This window comes from Ruegeria sp. B11 (assembly GCF_056539785.1).
Genome location: NZ_JBQFVO010000001.1, coordinates 313,252 through 332,807, shown reverse-complemented (window position 1 = coordinate 332,807; position 19,556 = coordinate 313,252). Strand labels below are relative to the sequence as shown.

The following is a 19,556-nucleotide window of genomic DNA, read 5'->3' as shown; positions in this document are numbered from 1 at the left end:
CTCAGGCCATTCTCTCTCCCCTTCAAGGCCCCGGGTCCGGGGCTGCAACTAAGGACAGCTAAACATGTATCGCTACTCCGAGTTCGACACAGCATTTTTGGCAGAACGCAACGCGCAGTTCCGTGCGCAGGTTGAGCGTCGCATTGACGGATCGCTGACTGAAGACGAATTCAAGCCCCTGCGCCTGATGAATGGTCTGTATCTGCAATTGCACGCTTATATGCTGCGGGTCGCTATTCCATATGGCACGCTGTCCAGTGCTCAGATGCGTCAGCTCGCTTTGCTGGCCGAGAAATGGGACAAAGGTTACGGCCATTTTACCACCCGTCAGAACATTCAGTACAACTGGCCGAAACTGAACGACGTGCCGGATATGCTGGACGCACTGGCCGAGGTTGGCATGCACGCCATCCAGACCTCGGGTAACACCATCCGCAACGTTACCGCCGATCACTTCGCCGGTGCCGCCGCGGATGAGGTCGCTGATCCGCGCCCCTATGCCGAACTGCTGCGCCAGTGGTCGACCGACCATCCTGAATTCCAGTTCATGCCCCGCAAATTCAAGATCGCCATCACCGGCAGCGAGAATGACCGCGCCGTGATCAAGGCGCATGACATCGGCCTGCAACTGGTCGAGCGTGATGGCGTTCTGGGTGCCCGCGTCATCGTTGGCGGTGGTCTGGGCCGTACGCCCATGATCGGCAAAGAGCTATCGGAATTCGTCGCCTTTGACGACCTGCTGGCCTATCTTGAGGCCACCGTTTCCGTGTGGAACCAGATCGGCCGTCGCGACAACAAGTACAAGGCACGTATCAAGATCACCGTGCATGAGCACGGCATCGACGCCATCCGTGCCAAAGTGAACGAACGCTTTTTGAAGGTTCGCCCGCAATTCAAAGGCGCGGATATGAACCTGCTGGAAGAAATCAAAGGCCACTTTGCGCCTCCGGCCTTCCGTGATGGTTCGGTTGCCTCGTTCGAGAGTGCCTACACCAACGATCCGGTCTTCCGTTCGTGGGTCGACACCAACATCGCGCCGCACAAGAACGCGGACCACGCGATCGTCACGATCTCGATCAAGAAGCACGGCCAGACGCCGGGCGATGCGACTGCCGAGCAGATGCGCGTGATGGCCGATCTGGCCGAAGAGTTCGCCTATGACGAACTGCGTATCAGCCACGAGCAGAACGTAATCCTGCCGCATGTCCACAAATCCGACCTGCCCGCGATCCACGCGACGCTGAAAGAATACGAGTTGGCGACCGCCAACATCGGCTTGATCAGCGACATTATCGCCTGCCCCGGTATGGATTACTGCGCACTGGCGACGGCACGTTCGATCCCCGTGGCGCAGGAAATCGCGACCCGGTTCGAAGACCTGAAACTGGAGCATGATATCGGCCACCTGAAGATCAAGATCTCGGGCTGCATCAACGCCTGTGGTCACCACCATGTGGGTCACATCGGCATTCTTGGCCTGGACCGCGCTGGCGTCGAAAACTACCAGATCACTTTGGGTGGTGACGGTACCGAATCCGCAGCCATCGGTGATCGTACTGGCCCGGGCTTCGCCTATGACGAGATCGTTCCGGCGGTCGAGCGCATCGTCGACACATATCTGGAGCAGCGCGACAGCGCTGAAGAGACCTTCTTGCAGACCTATCGCCGCGTTGGCATGGCACCGTTCAAAGCGGCGCTCTACCCCGAGGCACAGGCCAATGCCGCTTGACCTGATCCAAACGGAACTGGGGGCTGACCGCGCCGAACTGACCGAAAAGGTCGAGGCGCTGAACGCCCGCTTCCGCCACCACAGTGCCCATGATGTGATGCATGGCGCATTGGACGAGATCGAGGAGCTTGCTCTGGTCTCCAGCTTTGGCGCGGAATCGGTGGTGTTGCTGCATATGGCTGCAGTGGTCGACAAGATGACCCCAGTGCTGTTCGTGGACACCCAGATGCTGTTTGCCGAAACGCTGGAATACCAGCAGGAGGTCAGCGAGCGTCTGGGCCTGCGCAATGTGCAGATCATCCGCGCCGAGGATGGAGATGTTCAGCGCGACGATCCTCAGGGCGCGTTGCGTCTGCGTGACACCGATGCCTGCTGCAACCTGCGCAAGACCTTCCCGCTGCAGAAAGCTCTGACCGGGTATTGTGGCTGGATCACCGGGCGCAAACGGTTTCAGTCCGGCACCCGTGCCGCGCTGGACTTTTTCGAGGTCGAGGACGGAACCGGCCGGATCAAGGTCAACCCCTTGGCCCACTGGGCGCCCAACGATGTGCGCGCCTATATGGAAGAAAACAACCTGCCCCGGCATCCGCTGGTGGCCAAAGGATACCCCTCGATCGGCTGTGCGCCCTGCACTTCGCCGGTCAAAGAAGGCGAAGACCCCCGCGCCGGGCGCTGGCGCGATCAGAACAAGGAAGAATGCGGCATCCATTTTGTTGATGGAAAAATGGTGCGCATCGGAGAGAAAACATGAACGTAATCGTAAACGACGAGGGCTTTGCCCCCGATGATTGGACCGATGGCTATGTCACGCTGGACGATGCAGCGAATGACGTGGTTGCACTGGATATCGCCTCGGACACTGACCCCGATGAACTGTTTGACCGGCTGGGCAGCGCCCAGATGGTGCGCGTGGACTTTCCATCCTCAGCGGATGGGCGCGGCTTTACGATCGCGCGCGTTCTGCGTCTGAAAGGTTATACAGGTCGCCTGCGGGCAAAAGGCCATGTTCTTGCAGACCAATACGCCATGGCGCGTCGTAGCGGCTTTGACGAAGTCGAAATTGATGACACCTTGGCGAACCGGCAGCCCGAAGATCAGTGGCTGGCCCGGGCCAATTGGCAGGACAACAACTACCAGGCCCGCCTGCGCGGCTGACCCGCCATCGCCAACCTGTGATACGAAAGGGGCAATCTGCCCCTTTTCCTGACTTGGATCAAAGATTAAACGGAGATGTCGGTTTAGCAGACCGGTAGTGAAACGATGACAGAGATGAAACCCGTGAGTGAAGCAACCGCCGTTAAGGCCCCTGTCCTGCCCGATGCCCAGACCGTGACCGAGGTCAAGCACTGGACCGACCGCCTGTTTTCTTTCAAGGTGTCGCGCCCGGCCTCCTTGCGCTTTCGCTCGGGTGAGTTCGTTATGATCGGCCTACTGGGCGATAATGGCAAACCGCTGTTGCGCGCCTATTCCATCGCCTCGCCTTCATGGGATGAGGAACTGGAATTCTACTCGATCAAAGTGCAAGACGGCCCGCTGACCTCAAAACTGCAGCACATCCAGCCTGGTGATCAGATCATCCTTCGGCCCAAACCCGTCGGCACGCTGGTGCATGACGCATTGCTGCCCGGCAAGCGCATCTGGTTCTTCGCCACCGGCACAGGCTTTGCGCCCTTCGCGTCGCTGCTGCGTGAACCGCAGACCTATGAGGATTATGACGAGGTTATCATCACCCATACCTGCCGCGACGTAGCTGAATTGGATTACGGTCGCGAGTTGATCGAGAGCGTCAAACAGGACGAGTTGCTGGCCGAACTAATTGGTGACGGTTTCGCCGACAAGATTCGCTATTATCCCACCACCACGCGGGAAGAGAGCCCAAAGATGGGCCGTATAACCGAGCTGTTGAAAGACGGCACCGTATTTGCCGATCTGGGCATCGAAGGTGGTATCAAGCCAGATACTGATCGCGCGATGGTTTGTGGCAGCCTTGCCTTCAACCATGACATCAAAGCAATTCTGGAAGAGTTCGGCTTGCGAGAAGGTGCAAATTCCGAACCCAAGGAATTCGTGATTGAAAAGGCATTTGTGGGCTAATGGGGTTTGCCGGTGGGGTTATCGACACCCTAAACCGGCAAAAACTCACGAAATTCATGGAAAATTCATGCGGCTTGCAATTTATGCCGCTTGAAACACCTCTCAGCCCGGTCTAAATTCCGGGCTCGAAATTCTGCAATCATCAAAGGAATGAACCCATAGCCCGCAGACCTCACAACGCGCCGCCACAGCGAGATACCGGCCCGCGCGTCAATGACAAGATCCGTGCTCCCGAAATTCGCCTGATTGGCGCCGAAGGCGAAAATGTCGGGGTGGTTCATCCCGCAAAAGCCATGCAAATGGCCGCCGACGTCGGTCTCGATCTGGTTGAGATTTCGCCCAACGCGAACCCTCCGGTCTGCAAAATCATGGATTTCGGCAAGTTCAAGTACGAACAGCAGAAACGCGAAAGCGAAGCCCGCAAGAAGCAAAAGATCATCGAGGTGAAAGAGGTCAAGTTCCGGCCCAACACCGATACGCATGACTATGACGTCAAGATGCGCAACGTGTTCAAGTTTCTTGAGAACGGCGACAAGGTCAAAGTCACCCTGCGTTTCCGTGGCCGCGAGATGGCGCACCAGAACCTGGGGCGTGAGCTGCTGGAACGTGTGGCCGAAGACGTCAAGGATCTGGGCAAGATCGAGAACATGCCCAAGATGGAAGGCCGTCAGATGATCATGATGATTGGCCCGCTGCCACAGAAGTAGGTTTTCTTTTGTAGAATGACAAAAGCCCCTCCGAAATCGGAGGGGCTTCTTTGTTTTCTGGCTTCTCGCCTAAATCAGATCACCGAGGATATCGCCCGATCCAGCTTGTCTACAAGCTCGACCAGTTGGTCATCTTCGATGATAAAGGGCGGTGCTAGGAGGATATGATCTCCGTTGCGTCCATCACGCGTTCCCGACATCGGGTAACAGATCAATCCCTCGGCCATAGCGGCCTTCTTGATCTTGGCCGCTAGGCCACGCGACGGATCAAACGGAGTTTTCGTATCCCGATCCTCGACCAACTCAATTCCTCGGAATAAGCCGCGGCCCCGTATGTCCCCGAAATTCGGGTGTTGGCCAAACTTGTTTTCCAACATGCTCTGCAATTTGCCCCCCATTACGCCGGCCCGCGCTGGCAGGTCACGAGAAGTAAGTTCCTGTACAACGGCAAGCGCAGCCGCAGTCGCGACCGGATGACCGATATAGGTGTGGCCATGCTGGAAGAAGCCCGATCCATCCCGGATCGCATCATAGATTCGACCCGAACACAGCATCGCTCCGATAGGCTGATACCCTGCCCCCAACCCTTTGGCGATACAAAGAATATCCGGCGCGACATCGTCATGATCACAGGCAAACAAATGCCCGGTACGCCCCATGCCGCACATTACTTCGTCGAGGATCAGAAGAACGCCGTGTTGATCGCAAATTTCACGGATTCGCTTGTAGTACCCCTCGACTGCCGGAACAGCCCCAAGCGTCGCACCAACCACCGGCTCTGCCATGAAAGCCATGACCGTTTCAGGCCCAAGGCGCAGGATTTCTGCCTCCAGCTCATTCGCAACGCGCTGACCATATTCAAAACTGCTCTCATCCTCAGGCTTTTCGGCGTACTCATAGCAAGGAGCGATATGAGTCATCTCGATCAGCATCGGTGCAAACTGCGCCCGCCGCCATTCATTGCCACCCGCCGAAAGTGCCCCCAAAGTGTTGCCGTGATAGCTTTGCCGACGCGCGATCACATGGCGGCGTTCTGGCTGACCGGTTTCCAGATAATACTGCCGCGCCAGTTTGATAGCAGCCTCGGTCGCCTCTGACCCGCCCGAGACAAAATAGACCCGGTCCAGTTCGCCGGGGGCGTGTTTAATCAGCAGATCGGCCAGTGCCTCGGCCGGTGCCGAGGTCATAAAGCCCGTATGCGCAAACGCAATCTGCGCCACCTGATCCTGCACCGCTTTGACCACAGCGGCGTTGGAATGGCCGAGGCATGAAACGGCAGCATCACCACAATCCAGATAGCGACGGCCGGTTGAGTCGATGAGATAACAGCCGTCACCACCAGCGGCCTCAGGCAGTTCCGACTTTGTATGGCGTGGAAATACGTGACTCATGTCGACGTCCTTTTCAGAAGATCAATCAGCGCCGCGACGGATGCGGCATTGTCTGCCCAAGCCTGGCCATCCGGACCGGCAAGGCTGTTCTCAAAACCAACGCGCACATCGCCACCCAGCTGCGCGGCCTTTTGCAGGCACGCATGCTCCTGCCCTCCAAAGGCACAGACCATCCATGGATCAGCGCTGTGCGGAAACACATCCAGATCTTTCGGGTTTGATTCCTGCGCCGTGGCATAGCGACCAAGGACAAGCAGACGCTCGACCTGATCCGAATTTACCACCCCTTCAGCCTGCCAATGGGTCAGTAACTCGACGTCAGCGACATCATAGAGGATATGCTGAACACGAGTCCCTTGTTCCGCGCACAGAGCGTAGACCTTTGGCGCAAGTTCAGGCGACCGTGCAATCTCGCGCACCGAAATCGAAGCCCAGTCCGGGCGCACATTTTGCAAACAAGCAAGTTGTGCTTGAACGCCGAAAACGCCAGCAGCTTCTGTCGTAATCTGGATGTCCATGTCAGGGACCGCAGCACGCAGTTCAGCAATGGTTTCACAATACAAACCCGCATCAAGCGAATGCTGACCCGTCTGATCACGAACATGCAGGTGCAGGCCTTGCGCACCTGCCCGATTGCACGTCTTCGCAGCTTTGACGATTTCGTCCGTTGTGATCGGCAGCGCAGGATGATCCCCATGCCCCCGCCGCGCCCCGTTCGGAGCCACCAACACATATGGCCTTCCCGCCATCCTCGAACCAGTCTCTGACATTCCGTCACCTGTTTTGCACGATCCCGAATTAGACACCCTGCCAACGTTTTCAATTTGCATTCTTCATAACATTTGTTTTTTCTTACCAAATGCAACACACCTCATCCCAACTGACCGAGCAGCTTCGGCACGAAATCGACACCCTGCCTCAGCAAATGCAAGCCGCAGCGAAATACATCATCGACCACCCTGGCGATTTCGGGCTCGACCCGGTTCGGCTTACCGCCGAAAAGATCGGTGTCAGTTCAAACGTTTTGGTGCGGTTGGCACAACGCATGGGATTCGACAGTTTTGAGTCGTTCAGACGACCCTTTCGCCAAACCCTTGTCACAGACCGAGAAGATCGGCTGGGTCAGGGCTGGCTGGATCGCATGAAATCGGGGGGCCAATTCAGCGCCGCGCAAGCTGGGTTTGCGCAAAACGAACTGAACGTCGTAGCCCGCTCCTTGCGGTTGGCCGATCCTGATTTGATGCAACAGGTCATAGAGTACATGATTGCAGCTAATCGCTGTTTCCTAACCGCGACCCGGGCCAGCTATGCTTTGGCCTATTATCTCCACTATGCAGGTCGGATGGCACACCCAGGGTTTCAGCTTATCCCGCGACATATGGGATCAGCCATCGATGATTTGCTCGAGGCCGATGAGGCGGACTGCCTTTTCGCTATTACCGTTCACCCCTATTCCTCTGACACTATACAATCCATGCGTTTTGCGCGTAAACGCGGAATGCGCATCGTGTTATTGTCGGATAGCGATGTCATCGCCCCTGGTGTTGACCCTGACATCGTGCTGCCTGTAAGTACCCGCGCGCAACATCACTTTTCCAGCTTCTCCGGAGCGATCGCAGTGCTTGAATGCCTGCTAGGTCATCTCTTTGCCGCCGGGGGATCAGCCGCGCGTGACCGCGTGGAACGTTATCAGACGGCCCGAGAAGACACCGGTGCCTACTGGCGCCCCGCCAAGCCCCCAAGAGTTCGGAAAGAATAAAGAGCCCCGGCTTTCACCGAGGCTCTCAAAGCTGATTAACAATCAGATCAACTGCAAGCTTCGACAGCCCGTTTCGTCATAACAGTGACCAGATGCGCCCGGTACGTTTTGCTCCCGTGCAGATCACCAATCATGTTCATCGGATTGATGTGCAGCCCCATCAAAGCGTCCGCGCGGAACTCTTTGTTCAGGGCCTCCTCAGCCTCCGCCCAGCGGAAAACTCCGTCCTCGCTTGCACCGGTTACTGCAACCCGAACGCCATCGGCAAACCGGGCAAGATATACCCCGACCAACGCAAACCGAGACGCGGGCTGCAAAAACTTCTGATAACTCGCCGCCTGAGGCACGGGGAAACGCACCGAAGTGATAATCTCGCCCTCTTCCAGAGCTGTCGTAAACATGCCCTGAAAGAAGTCATCCGCCGCTATCTGGCGATTATTGGTGACAATGGTCGCGCCTGAACCCAGCACTCCCGCCGGATAACAGGCCGCTGGATCATTGTTGGCAATCGAACCGCCAATAGTGCCACGATTACGCACCGCAGGATCACCGATCTGGCCGGCCAGCGCTGCCAGCGCCGGATAGTTACCAGCAGCTTCAGCGGCCACATTTGCGTGGGTTGTCGCACCGCCTATCGCTACCGAGCCATCATCCTCGACGCAGACCCCTTTCATTTCAGCGATTCCATTGACCGAAACCAGCTTGGATGGCGCGGCCAACCGCTGCTTCATTGTGGGGATCAGGGTTTGCCCACCCCCCAATGCCTGTGCATCCTCAACTCCCAACGCAGTAACCGCGTCAGCGATGGTCGAGGGTTTCTCAAACTCGAAATTGTACATTTCGTTCTTCCTTTCCGAAAAGCGCGGATCCGCCCTTCATCTGGCTATAAATATCTCGGGGAGCGCGAGGGGCTGGCCCCTCGCACCCGAACCTCTCAACCATGCATTGCTGTCCAAACACGCGACGGGCTCATCGGCATGTCAATGTGATCAACAGCCTTTCCACCCGAGTTCAGCGCATCCAGAACCGCGTTGACTACCGCAGGCGGCGAGCCAATCGCACCAGCCTCACCGCAGCCCTTCACACCCAACGGGTTGTGCGTACACGGCGTCTGGCTGGAATGGTCGACCGCATAGAACGGCAGATCATCGGCGCGTGGCATCGCGTAATCCATGAAGGATGCGCTCAGCAACTGGCCATTCTCGTCATAGGCGCAATTTTCCAACAAAGCCTGACCGATACCCTGACCGATACCGCCATGTACCTGACCATCCACAATCATCGGGTTAACGATGTTGCCAAAGTCATCCGCAGCGGTGAAGGCTTCGATGGTCACCTGTCCAGTCTCGGGATCCACCTCAACCTCGCAGGCATATGCCCCCGCTGGGAAGGTGAAGTTGGCCGGGTCATAAAATGCGGTCTCCTCCAGCCCCGGCTCAACCTCCAATGGGAAGTTGTGCGGTACATAGGCTGTCAGAGTCACATCACCCCAGGCCACCGACTTGTCAGTGCCCGCGACGCTGAACTGACCGTCCTTCAGCTCGATATCGGCCTCGGACGCCTCGAGCAGGTGGGCCGCGATCTTCTTGGCCTTGTCGATCACCTTTTCGGTCGCCTTAACCATGGCCGAACCACAGACCGCGAGCGAGCGTGAGCCATAAGTGCCCATGCCGAACGGGATCTTCGAGGTGTCGCCATGCACAATCTCTACCATCGACTCGTCGATGCCGATCATGTCGGCCACAACCTGCGGGAAAGCGGTCTCATGCCCCTGCCCGTGGCTATGTGCACCAACCATGACGCTGATGGAACCGGTGGCGTTCACCCGCACCGTGGCAGCATCATAAAGACCCGCCCGGGCCCCCAGCATGCCGACGATGTTCGAGGGCGCGATGCCGCAGGCCTCGATATAGCAATTGACGCCTAGGCCACGCAGCTTGCCATTGGCCTCGCTTTCCGCCCGTCGCGCGGCAAAGCCAGCCAAATCAGCAGCAGCTTCAAGCTTATCCATCGTCCCGTTGTAATCCCCGGTGTCGTAGGTCAGCGCCACCGGTGTGTCATACGGGAACTGGGTGATGAAATTCTGGCGACGCAGGGCGATCGGATCGACACCCAGTTCACGCGCTGCCTTGTCGATGACGCGCTCCAGCTGATAGGTCGCCTCTGGCCGACCCGCACCGCGATAAGCGTCCACCGGCACTGTGTTGGTGAACATTGCCTTCACATTCACCTGAATGACCGGCGTCTTGTAGTTGCCCGCCATCAGAGTGCCATGCAGCCAAGTCGGAACCGAGCTTGAGAAGGTCGACAGATACGCGCCCAGATTGGCGTAGGTGTTGGTGCGAAGGCCTGTGAAGTTATTGTCCGCGTCCAAAGCGAGCTCAATCGTGCTGACGTGGTCGCGGCCCTGCGCATCCGACATAAACGCCTCGGACCGGCTGGCGGTCCATTTGACCGGACGGTTGCAGGCCTTGGCAGCGAATGTACAGAACGCCTCTTCCGCGTAGTGGAAAATCTTGGTGCCAAATCCACCACCAACATCAGGCGCTACGACACGCACTTTGTGTTCAGGCAAGCCCAGAACAAATGCGCACATCAGCAAGCGGATCACATGCGGGTTCTGCGAAGTGGTGTAGAGCGTGTACTCATCCGTACCCCGGCTGTACTCGGCCACCGCAACGCGCGGCTCCATCGGATTAGCAACCAGACGGTTATTGATCAGGTCCAGAGTGGTGACATGGGCCGCGTTGGCAAAAACCTCATTGACCTTGTCATTGTCTTCTTCGCCCAGATGCCAGTCATAGCAGATGTTGTTCTTCAGATCCTCATGGATAAGCGTCGCGCCATCCTGCGCTGCGGCTTTCATATCCAGCACGGCAGGGAGCTCTTCGATATCCACTTCAATCGCTTCCGCCGCATCGCGGGCGAGTTCAAGGCTGTCCGCGACAACGGCAGCGATGGGATCGCCTACATGTCGGACCTTGCCTTGCGCCAGAATGGGATGCGGTGGTTCCTGCATCGGGGCGCCATGACGGTCGGTTACTTCCCAGCCGCAAGGCATTCCGCCCACGCCTTCAAAGTCCTTGCCGGTGAACACCTTCACAACCCCCTGCATACCCTCGGCGGCAGATGTGTCGATGTTGGTGATCCGGCCATGCGCGATGTCGGACCGTAGGAAATGCACATAGGCCTGGCCATGTACGTTGATGTCGTCGGTGTAATTGCCTGCTCCGGTCAGAAAGCGTACGTCCTCGCGCCGCTTGGAACTGGCTCCGATGCCACTGTCTTTGGGCATTGCTTGTTCTCCTCCGTGGAAAAGAATTTTCGTCGAAAATTCTTAACCGCCTCACTCGGCGGCGATGCTGGAAACGTCTTGACCCGATGCGGCCATGATTGCCTTGACGATGTTGTGGTAGCCTGTGCACCGGCATAGGTTACCCTCAAGGTACTTGCGAATTTCGCCTTCGGTCGGGCGCGGGTTATCCTTTAGCAATGCTGCAGCGCTCATCACCATGCCCGGAGTGCAAAACCCGCATTGCAGCCCATGATGATCCTGAAAGGCCTGTTGGATCACGTTCAGCGTGCCATCTTCGGCCGCCTGCCCCTCGATCGTGCCCACATCCGCGCCGTCTGCTTCCAGCGCCAGCATGTTGCAGGATTTGACCGCCTCACCATTCACGTGCACTACGCACGCGCCACATTGAGCCGTGTCGCAGCCAATATGTGTGCCTGTCAAATTCAGGTGGTCGCGTAGAAATCCGGATAATAGAGTCCGCCCTTCAACATCACCGCTGACGGCAACGCCGTTCACGGTCATTGAGACCTTGGTCATAAGATCCTCCCCTTTTTTTGGCTTATTTGCTAAGCCAGAGTTAAACACGGTAAATTTCGTTTGAGAACAAAAATATTTGCCTGATTTTTCCGCAGTTTCGCTGATCAGCCTTCTAACAATGATGCGTCCACCAAACAGGGCAAAATTGCCGTTGCGTCATTTACTCTTGGCAGCGCGGGGCTGTGGCCGCGTCGGGATTTCTTTTAGCAGCCCACCGACACCCATCCCTGCGATGTCCGCGCCCGTCGTTTCGATTCCGCAAGCAACGCGGGACAAGACCCAATCCGCCCCGTTCAATGCTGGTGAGCGCGCGCATCCGGGCAAACCGATAATGGGGCGCCCGCCGGAAGATCCCAAAAACAACAGGTTCCCCGGATCGACCGGCATTCCAAACCGGTCGACGATACCCCCCGCTGCCCGCACAGAAGCAGGCGCCACATCATCTTTATCCGACGTGGCCGATCCGGTCAGGATCATGACGATCTCACCCCGAATGGCCGAAATCGATGCTGTTAAGTCGCCCATCCGATGCGGCACCACCTGAACATCTGACAGATTCATACCCAAAGCCTCAACCCGGCTACGAATAGCAGCGATACCTTTTTCATTAGATGGCCCGCCAGCAATGTCGGTAACGATGAGACCCGCATTTTCGTATTTGGGCACCGATAACCGAATAGCGTCCTGCGCATGACGGGCCGCACTCTCAACGTCGCATCGAGGTACGGCATAAGAAATCACCTTGATCGTCGCGACCATGCCGCCAGCCGCCATCTGCTGATATTGCGGCACCGTCGCAACAGTGATCATCGGATTGACCTGATTGAACTTTTGCAAGGCATCGGTATCCAGCACCGCGACGCCTGGTCCATTTGCTAAAAGGTTGACCCGGCCTGTAAAGGCTTCGGTGACACGCAGATTTGCCTGTGTGGGACTTGGTGCAAGCGCTTCTGCCAGCAGCGCTGCGGCTTCGTCCTCATGGCAATCACCTTGCTCCAGTCTCGCGACTGTGACCTCGGTCAGACCGGCTTGGTGCAACTCGGCTATGTGCTCGGACGAAAGCGTTATACCTTTCCTAAGCTTGCGGTTTCCCGCTTTGACGGAATGGGCTAACATCGCGCCGTAGGCGTCGGAAACGGGTACCGGACCAAACTTCACGCTCTGCCTCGCAGGACCGCCGTCATCTGCGCCAGGATCGCAACGGCTATCTCAGACGGTCCAGCCGCCCCGATATCAAGCCCAACAGGTCCGTGAATCAGTGAAATCTGGTCATCGTTGAACCCGGCCTGCTTCATCCGCTCCACGCGTTTGGCATGTGTGCGCTTAGATCCGAGTGCGCCGATGTAGAACACATCGGCCGCCAAACCGGCCTGAAGCGCGGGGTCATCAAGTTTGGGGTCGTGGGTCAGCAACACAAGCGCCGTGCGCGAGTCGAGACCCAGCTTTGACACAGCCTCATCCGGCCAATCCGTCAGGATGGTTTCTCCGGGAAAACGTGCGTCCGATGCGAAGGCCTCGCGCGGATCTATAATCGCCGGGTCATAACCCGCGATCCGGGCCATCGGCACCAGAGCTTGGGCGATGTGCACCGCTCCCACCACTATCAACCGTAACGGTGGGTTGTGGACAGCGACAAAGGTCTGCCCATCCTCTTCGAACCCGGACCTGTCCATACGCAAGCGTTCGGAATAGGCATTTCGGCGCAACGCGCGCTGGCCCGTCTCGACATTGACTTCATAGGCCAAGGGTTCGCGCCGCGCCCGTGCCGCGACCAGTTCGGCCAGCATTGGTTCGGGCAGGACCTTGCCGACCGGTTCAACCAAAACCCTGATCGTACCGCCGCAGGCCAGACCGACGGCAAACGCATCCTCGTCGCTTACACCGAACTCTAGCAGCCTTGCCTCGCCTTCATCTATGGCTTCCAGCGCTTCGACGATCACGGCACCTTCGACGCAACCACCAGAAACCGAGCCTTCGATCCGACCATCGCCCGCAATGACCAACTGCGCGCCTACACGGCGCGGCGCGCTGCCCCAGGTCTCAACCACAGTGGCCAAAGCCGCGCCCTTCCCGGCGCGATACCATTTTAGTGCGGTTTCCGGGCTGCTATCGAATCGTTCCATTTAGACCTCCGGCCTTGCTTGGGTTCAACATAGTCAGCTTTGGAGCAATGAAAAGCGCTCAGCGGGTCGATCTTGTGGCGCTAACAAGCCGATTTTGAACTCACATTCACAAATTGTTGAATGTTGGAAGGCGTCATTCTAGCCTGCATGCGATTCCGGGGCCTGTTCGGGATCGTCCCAACATATTTCATAGCGGAGACAAACAGTTGAAACGCATTCTTACACTCGGAGCAGCGATCGGCCTGTTGACTGCCAGCACCGGCTGGGCTGACACATTTCTGAAATACGGTGAGGTCGAAGGCTGGAAGGTTTTCATCGATCAGGACAAGAAATCCTGCCTTATCGAAGCGGTTGATGACGCTGAAAATGTCGTACAGATGGGCCTGACCGAAGATCGCGGCGTTGGCTATGTTGGTGTCTTCACCAAGGCCAAAACCAACATCAAGAAAGGCGAGAAAGAGGCTGTTGCCATCCTTATCGGCGACAATATTTATGTCGGAGAAGCCACCGGTATGAAGGGGAACATCACCAAGGGCTATTCGGGCGGGTATGTTCTGTCAGACGACCCTCAGTTCGCAGATGATCTTGCCAAGAAGAAGGTGATGGTCGTTTTCCCGGAGAAAGAGTTCGCCTTCACCGTTGACCTGACTGGCACTTACAAAGCCATGGAGATGGCACGGAAGTGCAATGAAGAGCAGCTTTCGTAACAGCTAGTCTGAAAGCGCGGACATCAGCCGCGCTTTCTGCCCCTGATCATCTGGTTGCGAAATCACGGCGGCCAGATCTTCCAGCGACGCAATCGAATGCCCGGCGCGGAAGCTGTCGACATGTGGAAGCATTGTCGCCACACCCTGAGCTTTCGGTGCGAACCCGTCCCAGCGCAGCAATGGGTTCAGCCAAATCAGACGCCGCGACGACAGGTGCAGGCGCTCGATTTCCTTTTCCAGCATCTCGGGATCGCCCCGCTCTAACCCGTCGGTGATCAACAACACGACCGCCCCCTGCCCCATGACGCGCCGCGACCAGTCGCGATTGAACTGATGCAGGCATTCTCCGATCCGGGTTCCGCCTTCCCAGTCCTGTGCCTCGGCCCCAGCAGCGGCCAGCGCTGCATCGACATCACGTTGATGCAGATGGCGGGTGATGTTGGTCAGGCGTGTGCCAAACGTGAATGCGTGCACTTTGGCCCAACCTGCGCCTTTGGCATTCGAAACCGCGTGTAGAAAGTGCAGAATGATCCGACTGTATTGGCTCATCGACCCGGATATATCGCACAACGCCACCAAATTCGGCCACCGAGGTTTGGGTTGCAAGTGCGCGATATCACGTAGTTCGCCACCCTGCCGCATCGCTGACCTAAGTGTCCGAGCGCGATCAATGCGGTGACCGAGGTGACTGGCCTGACCTCGGCGAGACTCGATGGGTTTGACCGGTAAGTTCAGGCGCGACAGCATGCGTTTGGCCTGGGCGATCTCGGATGTACTCATCTGTTCGAAATCGAGGTTGCGCAAGCGTTCTTCAGATGACGCGGTTTGGGTTGCGTCGATCTCGATCTCGCTTTCCTCTTGTTGCTCGGTTGATTCTGGCAAGTCGCGTTCGACGCCATCCAATAACGCCTCAGCCGCGCGCTTTTCAGCCGCATCCGCTTTGCGCTCCTCCTGAACACCGCGAATGGCGGGCAGCATCATGGACATCATATGTTCTAGATACCGCGGATCGCGCCAATAGAGGCGGAAGACTTGCGCAAAAACCGTTCGATGTTCCGGCCGGTTCACGAAACAGGCATGCAGCGTCCAGTAGAAATCTCTTTTCTCGGTGAACCCCGCAGCCTGCACGGCGCGGATCGCGTCAACTACGCGCCCAGTTCCTATCGGCAGTCCGGCCTTGCGCAAAGCGCGCGCAAAATGGGTGATGTTCTGGGCCAGTTTGGGGTTGTCCGGGATAACGAGTGGGAGTTGTTCCGCCATCAAACCCCCAAAGTATTTTCGAGCATATGAAGCATCAGGCTGGTTCGAGATCGGCTTTCGCCTGATCCAGAATGCGTTTGGCCTCGGACCCCTGCAACTTTTGGATGTCGTCCTGGTATTTCAGGATGGCACCCAACGTATCGCCGATTACTTCGGGACTGAGGTTGATAACGTCCAGCGCCAGCAGGCACTTGGCCCAATCGATAGTCTCGGCCACCCCCGGTTTCTTGAACAAATCTTCAGTGCGCAAGCACTGAACAAAGGCGACCACCTCACGGCTCAGCGCTTCTGCCGCTTCGGGAGCCCGTGCGTGCAGGATTTCGATTTCGCGCGCAAAGTCAGGGTAATCAACCCAATGATATAGGCAGCGGCGTTTCAGTGCGTCGTGTACTTCGCGCGTGCGGTTCGAGGTGACGATCACGATCGGCGGTTCAGGCGCTTTGACAGTACCTAACTCAGGGATCGTTACCTGAAAGTCACTGAGCGCCTCCAGCAAGAAAGCCTCAAAGGGTTCGTCGGTCCGGTCCAATTCGTCAATTAGCAATACAGGTGCCCCATTAGCATCCGGACGCATGGCCTGCAGCAAGGGGCGTTCGATCAGATAATCATCCGAGAACAGCTCGGTCTGCAACGCGCCTCGGTCCGCCCCACCCGACGCTTCTGCGGTTCGGATCGCCACCATCTGGGCGGGGAAATTCCACTCATACACAGCGGAAGAGGCATCAAGGCCTTCGTAGCACTGCAACCTGATCAGGCGCCGCCCCAATCCTGCGGCCAGCGCCTTGGCGATCTCAGTCTTGCCGACGCCCGCCTCGCCTTCCAGAAATAGAGGTCGACCAAGTTTCAGCGAAAGAAACACAACCGTCGCCAAAGCCCGGCCACAGACATAACCCTCAGAGCCCAAAAGCTCTTGCACGGCATCGATGGAGTTTGGCTGTGTCATGAGTTCCCCTTTTTCCTGCGCCCCAACAGGTCATGACCACAACCAGAGGTCAAGACCACCATCCGTCAGTGACTTACGGCGATCTGTCTCATCGGCAAGGGCAAGAGGGTCTTTCACCACCCAAGCGGCTGTGTTAGCCGGGGGCCATGACCCAATCCCTGACGATCCGCCGCCCCGATGACTGGCATTTGCATCTGCGCGATGGCGCGATGCTGCAAGCCGTCTTGCCTGAAACCGCGCGCCATTTTGCCCGTGCCATCATCATGCCGAATCTGGTTCCGCCCGTTGTCAAAGGTGACGACGCAGCAGCTTATCGGGACCGCATCCTTGCTGCTCTGCCTGAGGACATGACGTTTGAGCCGCTGATGACGCTCTACCTGACAGAAGACACAGACCCGGCGGATGTGGCCGCCGCACATGCAAGCGGATTGGTCAAGGCGGTAAAGCTTTACCCGGCTGGGGCAACAACCAACTCGTCTTCTGGCGTTCGCGATTTCGACAAGGTGCGCCCGGTGCTGGAGAAGATGGCCGAGATCGGTCTGCCGCTGTGTGTGCACGGCGAAGTCACGGATGCCGAGATCGATATCTTCGATCGTGAGGCGGTGTTCATCGACCGCGTTCTTGATCCGATTCGCAAAGCAACACCCGGACTGCGCGTGGTGATGGAGCACATCACGACGTCAAACGGCGTGGATTACGTCAAGGCGAACGAGAAAGATCTGGGTGCGACGATTACAACGCATCACCTGATCATCAACCGCAACCACATTCTGGTGGGTGGCATCAAGCCGCATTACTACTGCTTACCGGTCGCCAAACGCGAAGAGCATCGGCTGGCGCTGCTGACCGCCGCGACATCAGGCGATACGCGTTTCTTCTTGGGCACAGACAGCGCGCCGCACACGGATGCAAACAAGGAAATGGCCTGTGGCTGCGCTGGCTGTTTCACTGCAACCAATACGATGTCACTGCTGGCCGAAATGTTCGAACGAGCGGATGCGTTGGACAAGCTGGAGGCGTTCACGTCACTCAACGGCCCAGCCTTCTATCGCCTGCCAGTGAACGAAGAGACCATCACGCTGACCAAAGGCGATGAGGTCGTCTATCCGGCCAAAATCGAAAGCGGCGAAGGCCCCGTCACAATATTCGATCCGGGTTTTCCGCTGCATTGGCGGGTCACTTAATCGGTTAACCTGTCAGCCAAATCCGCTGCGCGCCCGCCGGTGCGCAGCATCGACCAGATGGCGTCCGCCTCATCCCCCCCGATCAGCTTCGCCGCTTTCTCCCTGACGCGATCTTCGCGATCCGATAGAGACATCGGTGCCAGCAGATCATGGCTGGCCTCGCGGCGCGCGCCGTCCCGGCGTAACAGGGACAGATGGGCTTGTGTCTCGGATAGACTCTCATCCGCCTCGACCGTGATCCGGTCCCTTAAGGATTGCAGTCTTGGATCAGCACAAATCTTGTCGGAAAAGCTCCCTGGCAGAGCTGTATCGTAGCCCATTGCCTGCATTGCGATCACGGTACGATAGGAAAACTTCGCTCCTAACCCACTGGTCGGCTGCAGTTGATTGCACACGCTCATCCAGCGGGGGTGGGTTTTGATCTTGATCTCGGCCACCTCAGGCTCGGCGATGTCGAGATCGCGCGCAGCCTCAAGCGCCGCGTGTAGGCCATGGCAGCAAGCGTGGAATTTGTGTCTGATGCTTTCGAACAGCCACTCGTCACCCAAACCATCAAGCGCAGCAGCTAAATCGTCAGCCCCCAAATGTGTCGCCCCAAACCCAAACGGGCCTTCCAATGCGTCAGCACCGGGTTGAAAGCCGTTGCGGATCAACTGGGCGGCCTCAACACCGTTCGAGGCTGCAAGCCCAGCGTTATAGGGTTTACCCATTGTCCCAAACTGTGATTTCTGCCCTGAGGCCCGGGTCGCGGTTAGCCCCAACAGGTCACGCATCTGCTTTACGTCAAATGCCATAATCCGACCCGCAGCCACCGCAGCCCCAAACGCACCAGCCGTGGCTGTTTGGTGAAAACCAGCCTGATAATGACCACGACCAAGCCACAAACCGATGCGGATCGATAACTCCATTCCCACTAGCGCTGCCTCAAGCAGATCGACCAGAGGTCGGTCTTCCCACGCCGCAAGAGCAAGGGCTGCAGGAAAAACAGCAACCGATGGATGACCGATATGAGCGAAATGCGTGTCGTCATAATCAAGCGCATGAGAAATGGTACCATTCACCAGCGCCGCTGCGCGTAGCGGCGCATCACCGCCTCCGAACAAACGCGCCTGCGCGGCACCGCTCTCGGAAAGAACCATCTGACGTATGATGCGGGAAACCGGCTCATCTGCGCCTGCCCGCCCCACAGCAAGCCAGTCCAACGCGGATAGAGATGTCACGATACGAGCCTGCGCCGTGGTCGACACAGAACCAGCAGCAAACTCGGCAAGGGCAGTTGTCAAATCGGTCATGTGGCGCAGTCTAGCGCGCGCCGCTCGGGCGTAAAGCCTCAGCCGTACAGGACGGCAGCACGTTGTTCGAATGCTCGGACGATACGGTGCATGGCTTCGTTGAAAACCACGCCAATGATTCCTTGCAGAACCGCGTTCTTGAATTCGAAATCAACGTGGAACGAGACGTTGCAGCCGTCTTCCGTATCTTCAAACTCCCAATCCGAGCGCATGTATTTGAACGGTCCGTCCAGATACTCGGTATCGATCCGTTTCAGCTCATCAAACAGCGTGACCCGACTGCCAAAGCGTTCGCGGAACACCTTGAATGAAATAACCAGATCCGCTTCCATCACCTTGCCATCGCCCGCGGCATAGGTCCGACGGATACGGGCCGCAGCGCACCAAGGCAAAAATTCAGGGTATTTCGCCACATCCGCGACCAGATCATACATCTGCTGTGCGGTGTAAGGCAGCGGGCGGGTCTCGGAATGGGTTGGCATGATATCCGGGATTAACTGGTGACAATGGCGCGTGATTTCGTATGTTGCGCGCC

The 19,556-nt window shown here is 57.5% G+C and carries 19 protein-coding genes; 8 read left to right on the top strand and 11 right to left on the bottom strand.

What is annotated here, in order from left to right; translation table 11 throughout:
- The first annotated feature begins 64 nt into the window (after positions 1–64).
- The 5 genes from ACR0I1_RS01655 (at position 65) to infC (ending at position 4,530) form a co-directional block, all read left to right on the top strand.
- The gene (locus ACR0I1_RS01655) at positions 65–1,729 is read left to right on the top strand and encodes a nitrite/sulfite reductase (protein ID WP_480704696.1); all 1,665 of its coding nucleotides are present in this window, start codon (positions 65–67) and stop codon (positions 1,727–1,729) included.
- Complete coding sequence (locus tag ACR0I1_RS01650) at positions 1,719–2,480, top strand: phosphoadenylyl-sulfate reductase (protein WP_480704694.1); 762 nt, start codon at positions 1,719–1,721, stop codon at positions 2,478–2,480. Before ACR0I1_RS01655 ends, ACR0I1_RS01650 begins: the two co-directional genes overlap by 11 nt.
- On the top strand, positions 2,477–2,884 hold the full coding sequence (locus ACR0I1_RS01645) for a DUF934 domain-containing protein (protein WP_170393227.1): 408 nt from the start codon (positions 2,477–2,479) through the stop codon (positions 2,882–2,884). The genes ACR0I1_RS01650 and ACR0I1_RS01645 overlap by 4 nt, the downstream gene beginning before the upstream one ends.
- A gap of 105 nt (positions 2,885–2,989) precedes the next feature.
- Positions 2,990–3,823, top strand: coding sequence for a ferredoxin--NADP reductase (locus ACR0I1_RS01640; protein ID WP_170405452.1), 834 nt, complete (start codon positions 2,990–2,992; stop codon positions 3,821–3,823).
- Between the two features lie 116 nt (positions 3,824–3,939).
- A complete protein-coding gene (infC, locus tag ACR0I1_RS01635; protein WP_310793657.1) occupies positions 3,940–4,530 on the top strand; it encodes a translation initiation factor IF-3 in 591 nt (196 codons plus the stop codon).
- A gap of 74 nt (positions 4,531–4,604) precedes the next feature.
- Here the strand turns inward: infC and ACR0I1_RS01630 are convergent, their stop codons facing one another.
- Entirely contained in the window at positions 4,605–5,921 is a 1,317-nt protein-coding gene (locus ACR0I1_RS01630; RefSeq protein ID WP_480704691.1) for an aspartate aminotransferase family protein, read from the bottom strand.
- Positions 5,918–6,691: a beta-keto acid cleavage family enzyme gene (locus tag ACR0I1_RS01625; protein ID WP_480704689.1), complete on the bottom strand. Its 774-nt coding sequence runs from the start codon at positions 6,689–6,691 to the stop codon at positions 5,918–5,920. The genes ACR0I1_RS01630 and ACR0I1_RS01625 overlap by 4 nt, the downstream gene beginning before the upstream one ends.
- Before the next feature lie 89 nt (positions 6,692–6,780).
- Between ACR0I1_RS01625 and ACR0I1_RS01620 the strand changes: the two genes are divergently transcribed.
- Positions 6,781–7,680, top strand: a complete 900-nt coding sequence (locus ACR0I1_RS01620; RefSeq protein WP_480704687.1) for a MurR/RpiR family transcriptional regulator — start codon at positions 6,781–6,783, stop codon at positions 7,678–7,680.
- Between the two features lie 47 nt (positions 7,681–7,727).
- Here ACR0I1_RS01620 and ACR0I1_RS01615 read toward each other — a convergent pair whose 3' ends face one another.
- From ACR0I1_RS01615 to ACR0I1_RS01595, 5 genes are all read right to left on the bottom strand, one after another.
- Positions 7,728–8,519, bottom strand: a complete 792-nt coding sequence (locus tag ACR0I1_RS01615; RefSeq protein WP_170510616.1) for an FAD binding domain-containing protein — start codon at positions 8,517–8,519, stop codon at positions 7,728–7,730.
- Positions 8,520–8,614: 95 nt separating this feature from the next.
- Entirely contained in the window at positions 8,615–10,975 is a 2,361-nt protein-coding gene (locus ACR0I1_RS01610) for a xanthine dehydrogenase family protein molybdopterin-binding subunit (protein WP_170405437.1), read from the bottom strand.
- A gap of 51 nt (positions 10,976–11,026) precedes the next feature.
- Complete coding sequence (locus ACR0I1_RS01605) at positions 11,027–11,512, bottom strand: (2Fe-2S)-binding protein (protein WP_170393234.1); 486 nt, start codon at positions 11,510–11,512, stop codon at positions 11,027–11,029.
- A 156-nt stretch (positions 11,513–11,668) separates the two neighbouring features.
- On the bottom strand, positions 11,669–12,670 hold the full coding sequence (locus tag ACR0I1_RS01600) for a molybdopterin-binding protein (RefSeq protein ID WP_170393235.1): 1,002 nt from the start codon (positions 12,668–12,670) through the stop codon (positions 11,669–11,671).
- Positions 12,667–13,635: an XdhC family protein gene (locus ACR0I1_RS01595; RefSeq protein ID WP_170393236.1), complete on the bottom strand. Its 969-nt coding sequence runs from the start codon at positions 13,633–13,635 to the stop codon at positions 12,667–12,669. The genes ACR0I1_RS01600 and ACR0I1_RS01595 overlap by 4 nt, the downstream gene beginning before the upstream one ends.
- Positions 13,636–13,841: 206 nt before the next feature.
- Between ACR0I1_RS01595 and ACR0I1_RS01590 the strand changes: the two genes are divergently transcribed.
- Complete coding sequence (locus ACR0I1_RS01590) at positions 13,842–14,342, top strand: hypothetical protein (protein ID WP_170510628.1); 501 nt, start codon at positions 13,842–13,844, stop codon at positions 14,340–14,342.
- Positions 14,343–14,345: 3 nt separating this feature from the next.
- On the opposite strand, the gene ACR0I1_RS01585 is transcribed toward ACR0I1_RS01590, so the two are convergent.
- Both ACR0I1_RS01585 and ACR0I1_RS01580 read right to left on the bottom strand, forming a co-directional pair.
- The gene (locus ACR0I1_RS01585; protein WP_170800992.1) at positions 14,346–15,602 is read right to left on the bottom strand and encodes a vWA domain-containing protein; all 1,257 of its coding nucleotides are present in this window, start codon (positions 15,600–15,602) and stop codon (positions 14,346–14,348) included.
- A gap of 34 nt (positions 15,603–15,636) precedes the next feature.
- Positions 15,637–16,545, bottom strand: a complete 909-nt coding sequence (locus tag ACR0I1_RS01580) for an AAA family ATPase (protein WP_480704684.1) — start codon at positions 16,543–16,545, stop codon at positions 15,637–15,639.
- Positions 16,546–16,691: 146 nt separating this feature from the next.
- Here ACR0I1_RS01580 and pyrC point away from each other — a divergent pair, with 146 nt between their 5' ends.
- Complete coding sequence (gene pyrC, locus ACR0I1_RS01575) at positions 16,692–17,729, top strand: dihydroorotase (RefSeq protein WP_480704682.1); 1,038 nt, start codon at positions 16,692–16,694, stop codon at positions 17,727–17,729.
- Here pyrC and ACR0I1_RS01570 read toward each other — a convergent pair.
- Both ACR0I1_RS01570 and ACR0I1_RS01565 read right to left on the bottom strand, forming a co-directional pair.
- Positions 17,726–19,021 carry an MmgE/PrpD family protein gene (locus ACR0I1_RS01570; protein WP_480704680.1) on the bottom strand — a complete coding sequence of 432 codons (1,296 nt, stop codon included), beginning with the start codon at positions 19,019–19,021 and terminating at the stop codon, positions 17,726–17,728. The genes pyrC and ACR0I1_RS01570 overlap by 4 nt on opposite strands.
- 38 nt (positions 19,022–19,059) lie before the next feature.
- Complete coding sequence (locus ACR0I1_RS01565) at positions 19,060–19,503, bottom strand: type II toxin-antitoxin system RatA family toxin (RefSeq protein ID WP_170393242.1); 444 nt, start codon at positions 19,501–19,503, stop codon at positions 19,060–19,062.
- Positions 19,504–19,556 lie beyond the last annotated feature (53 nt).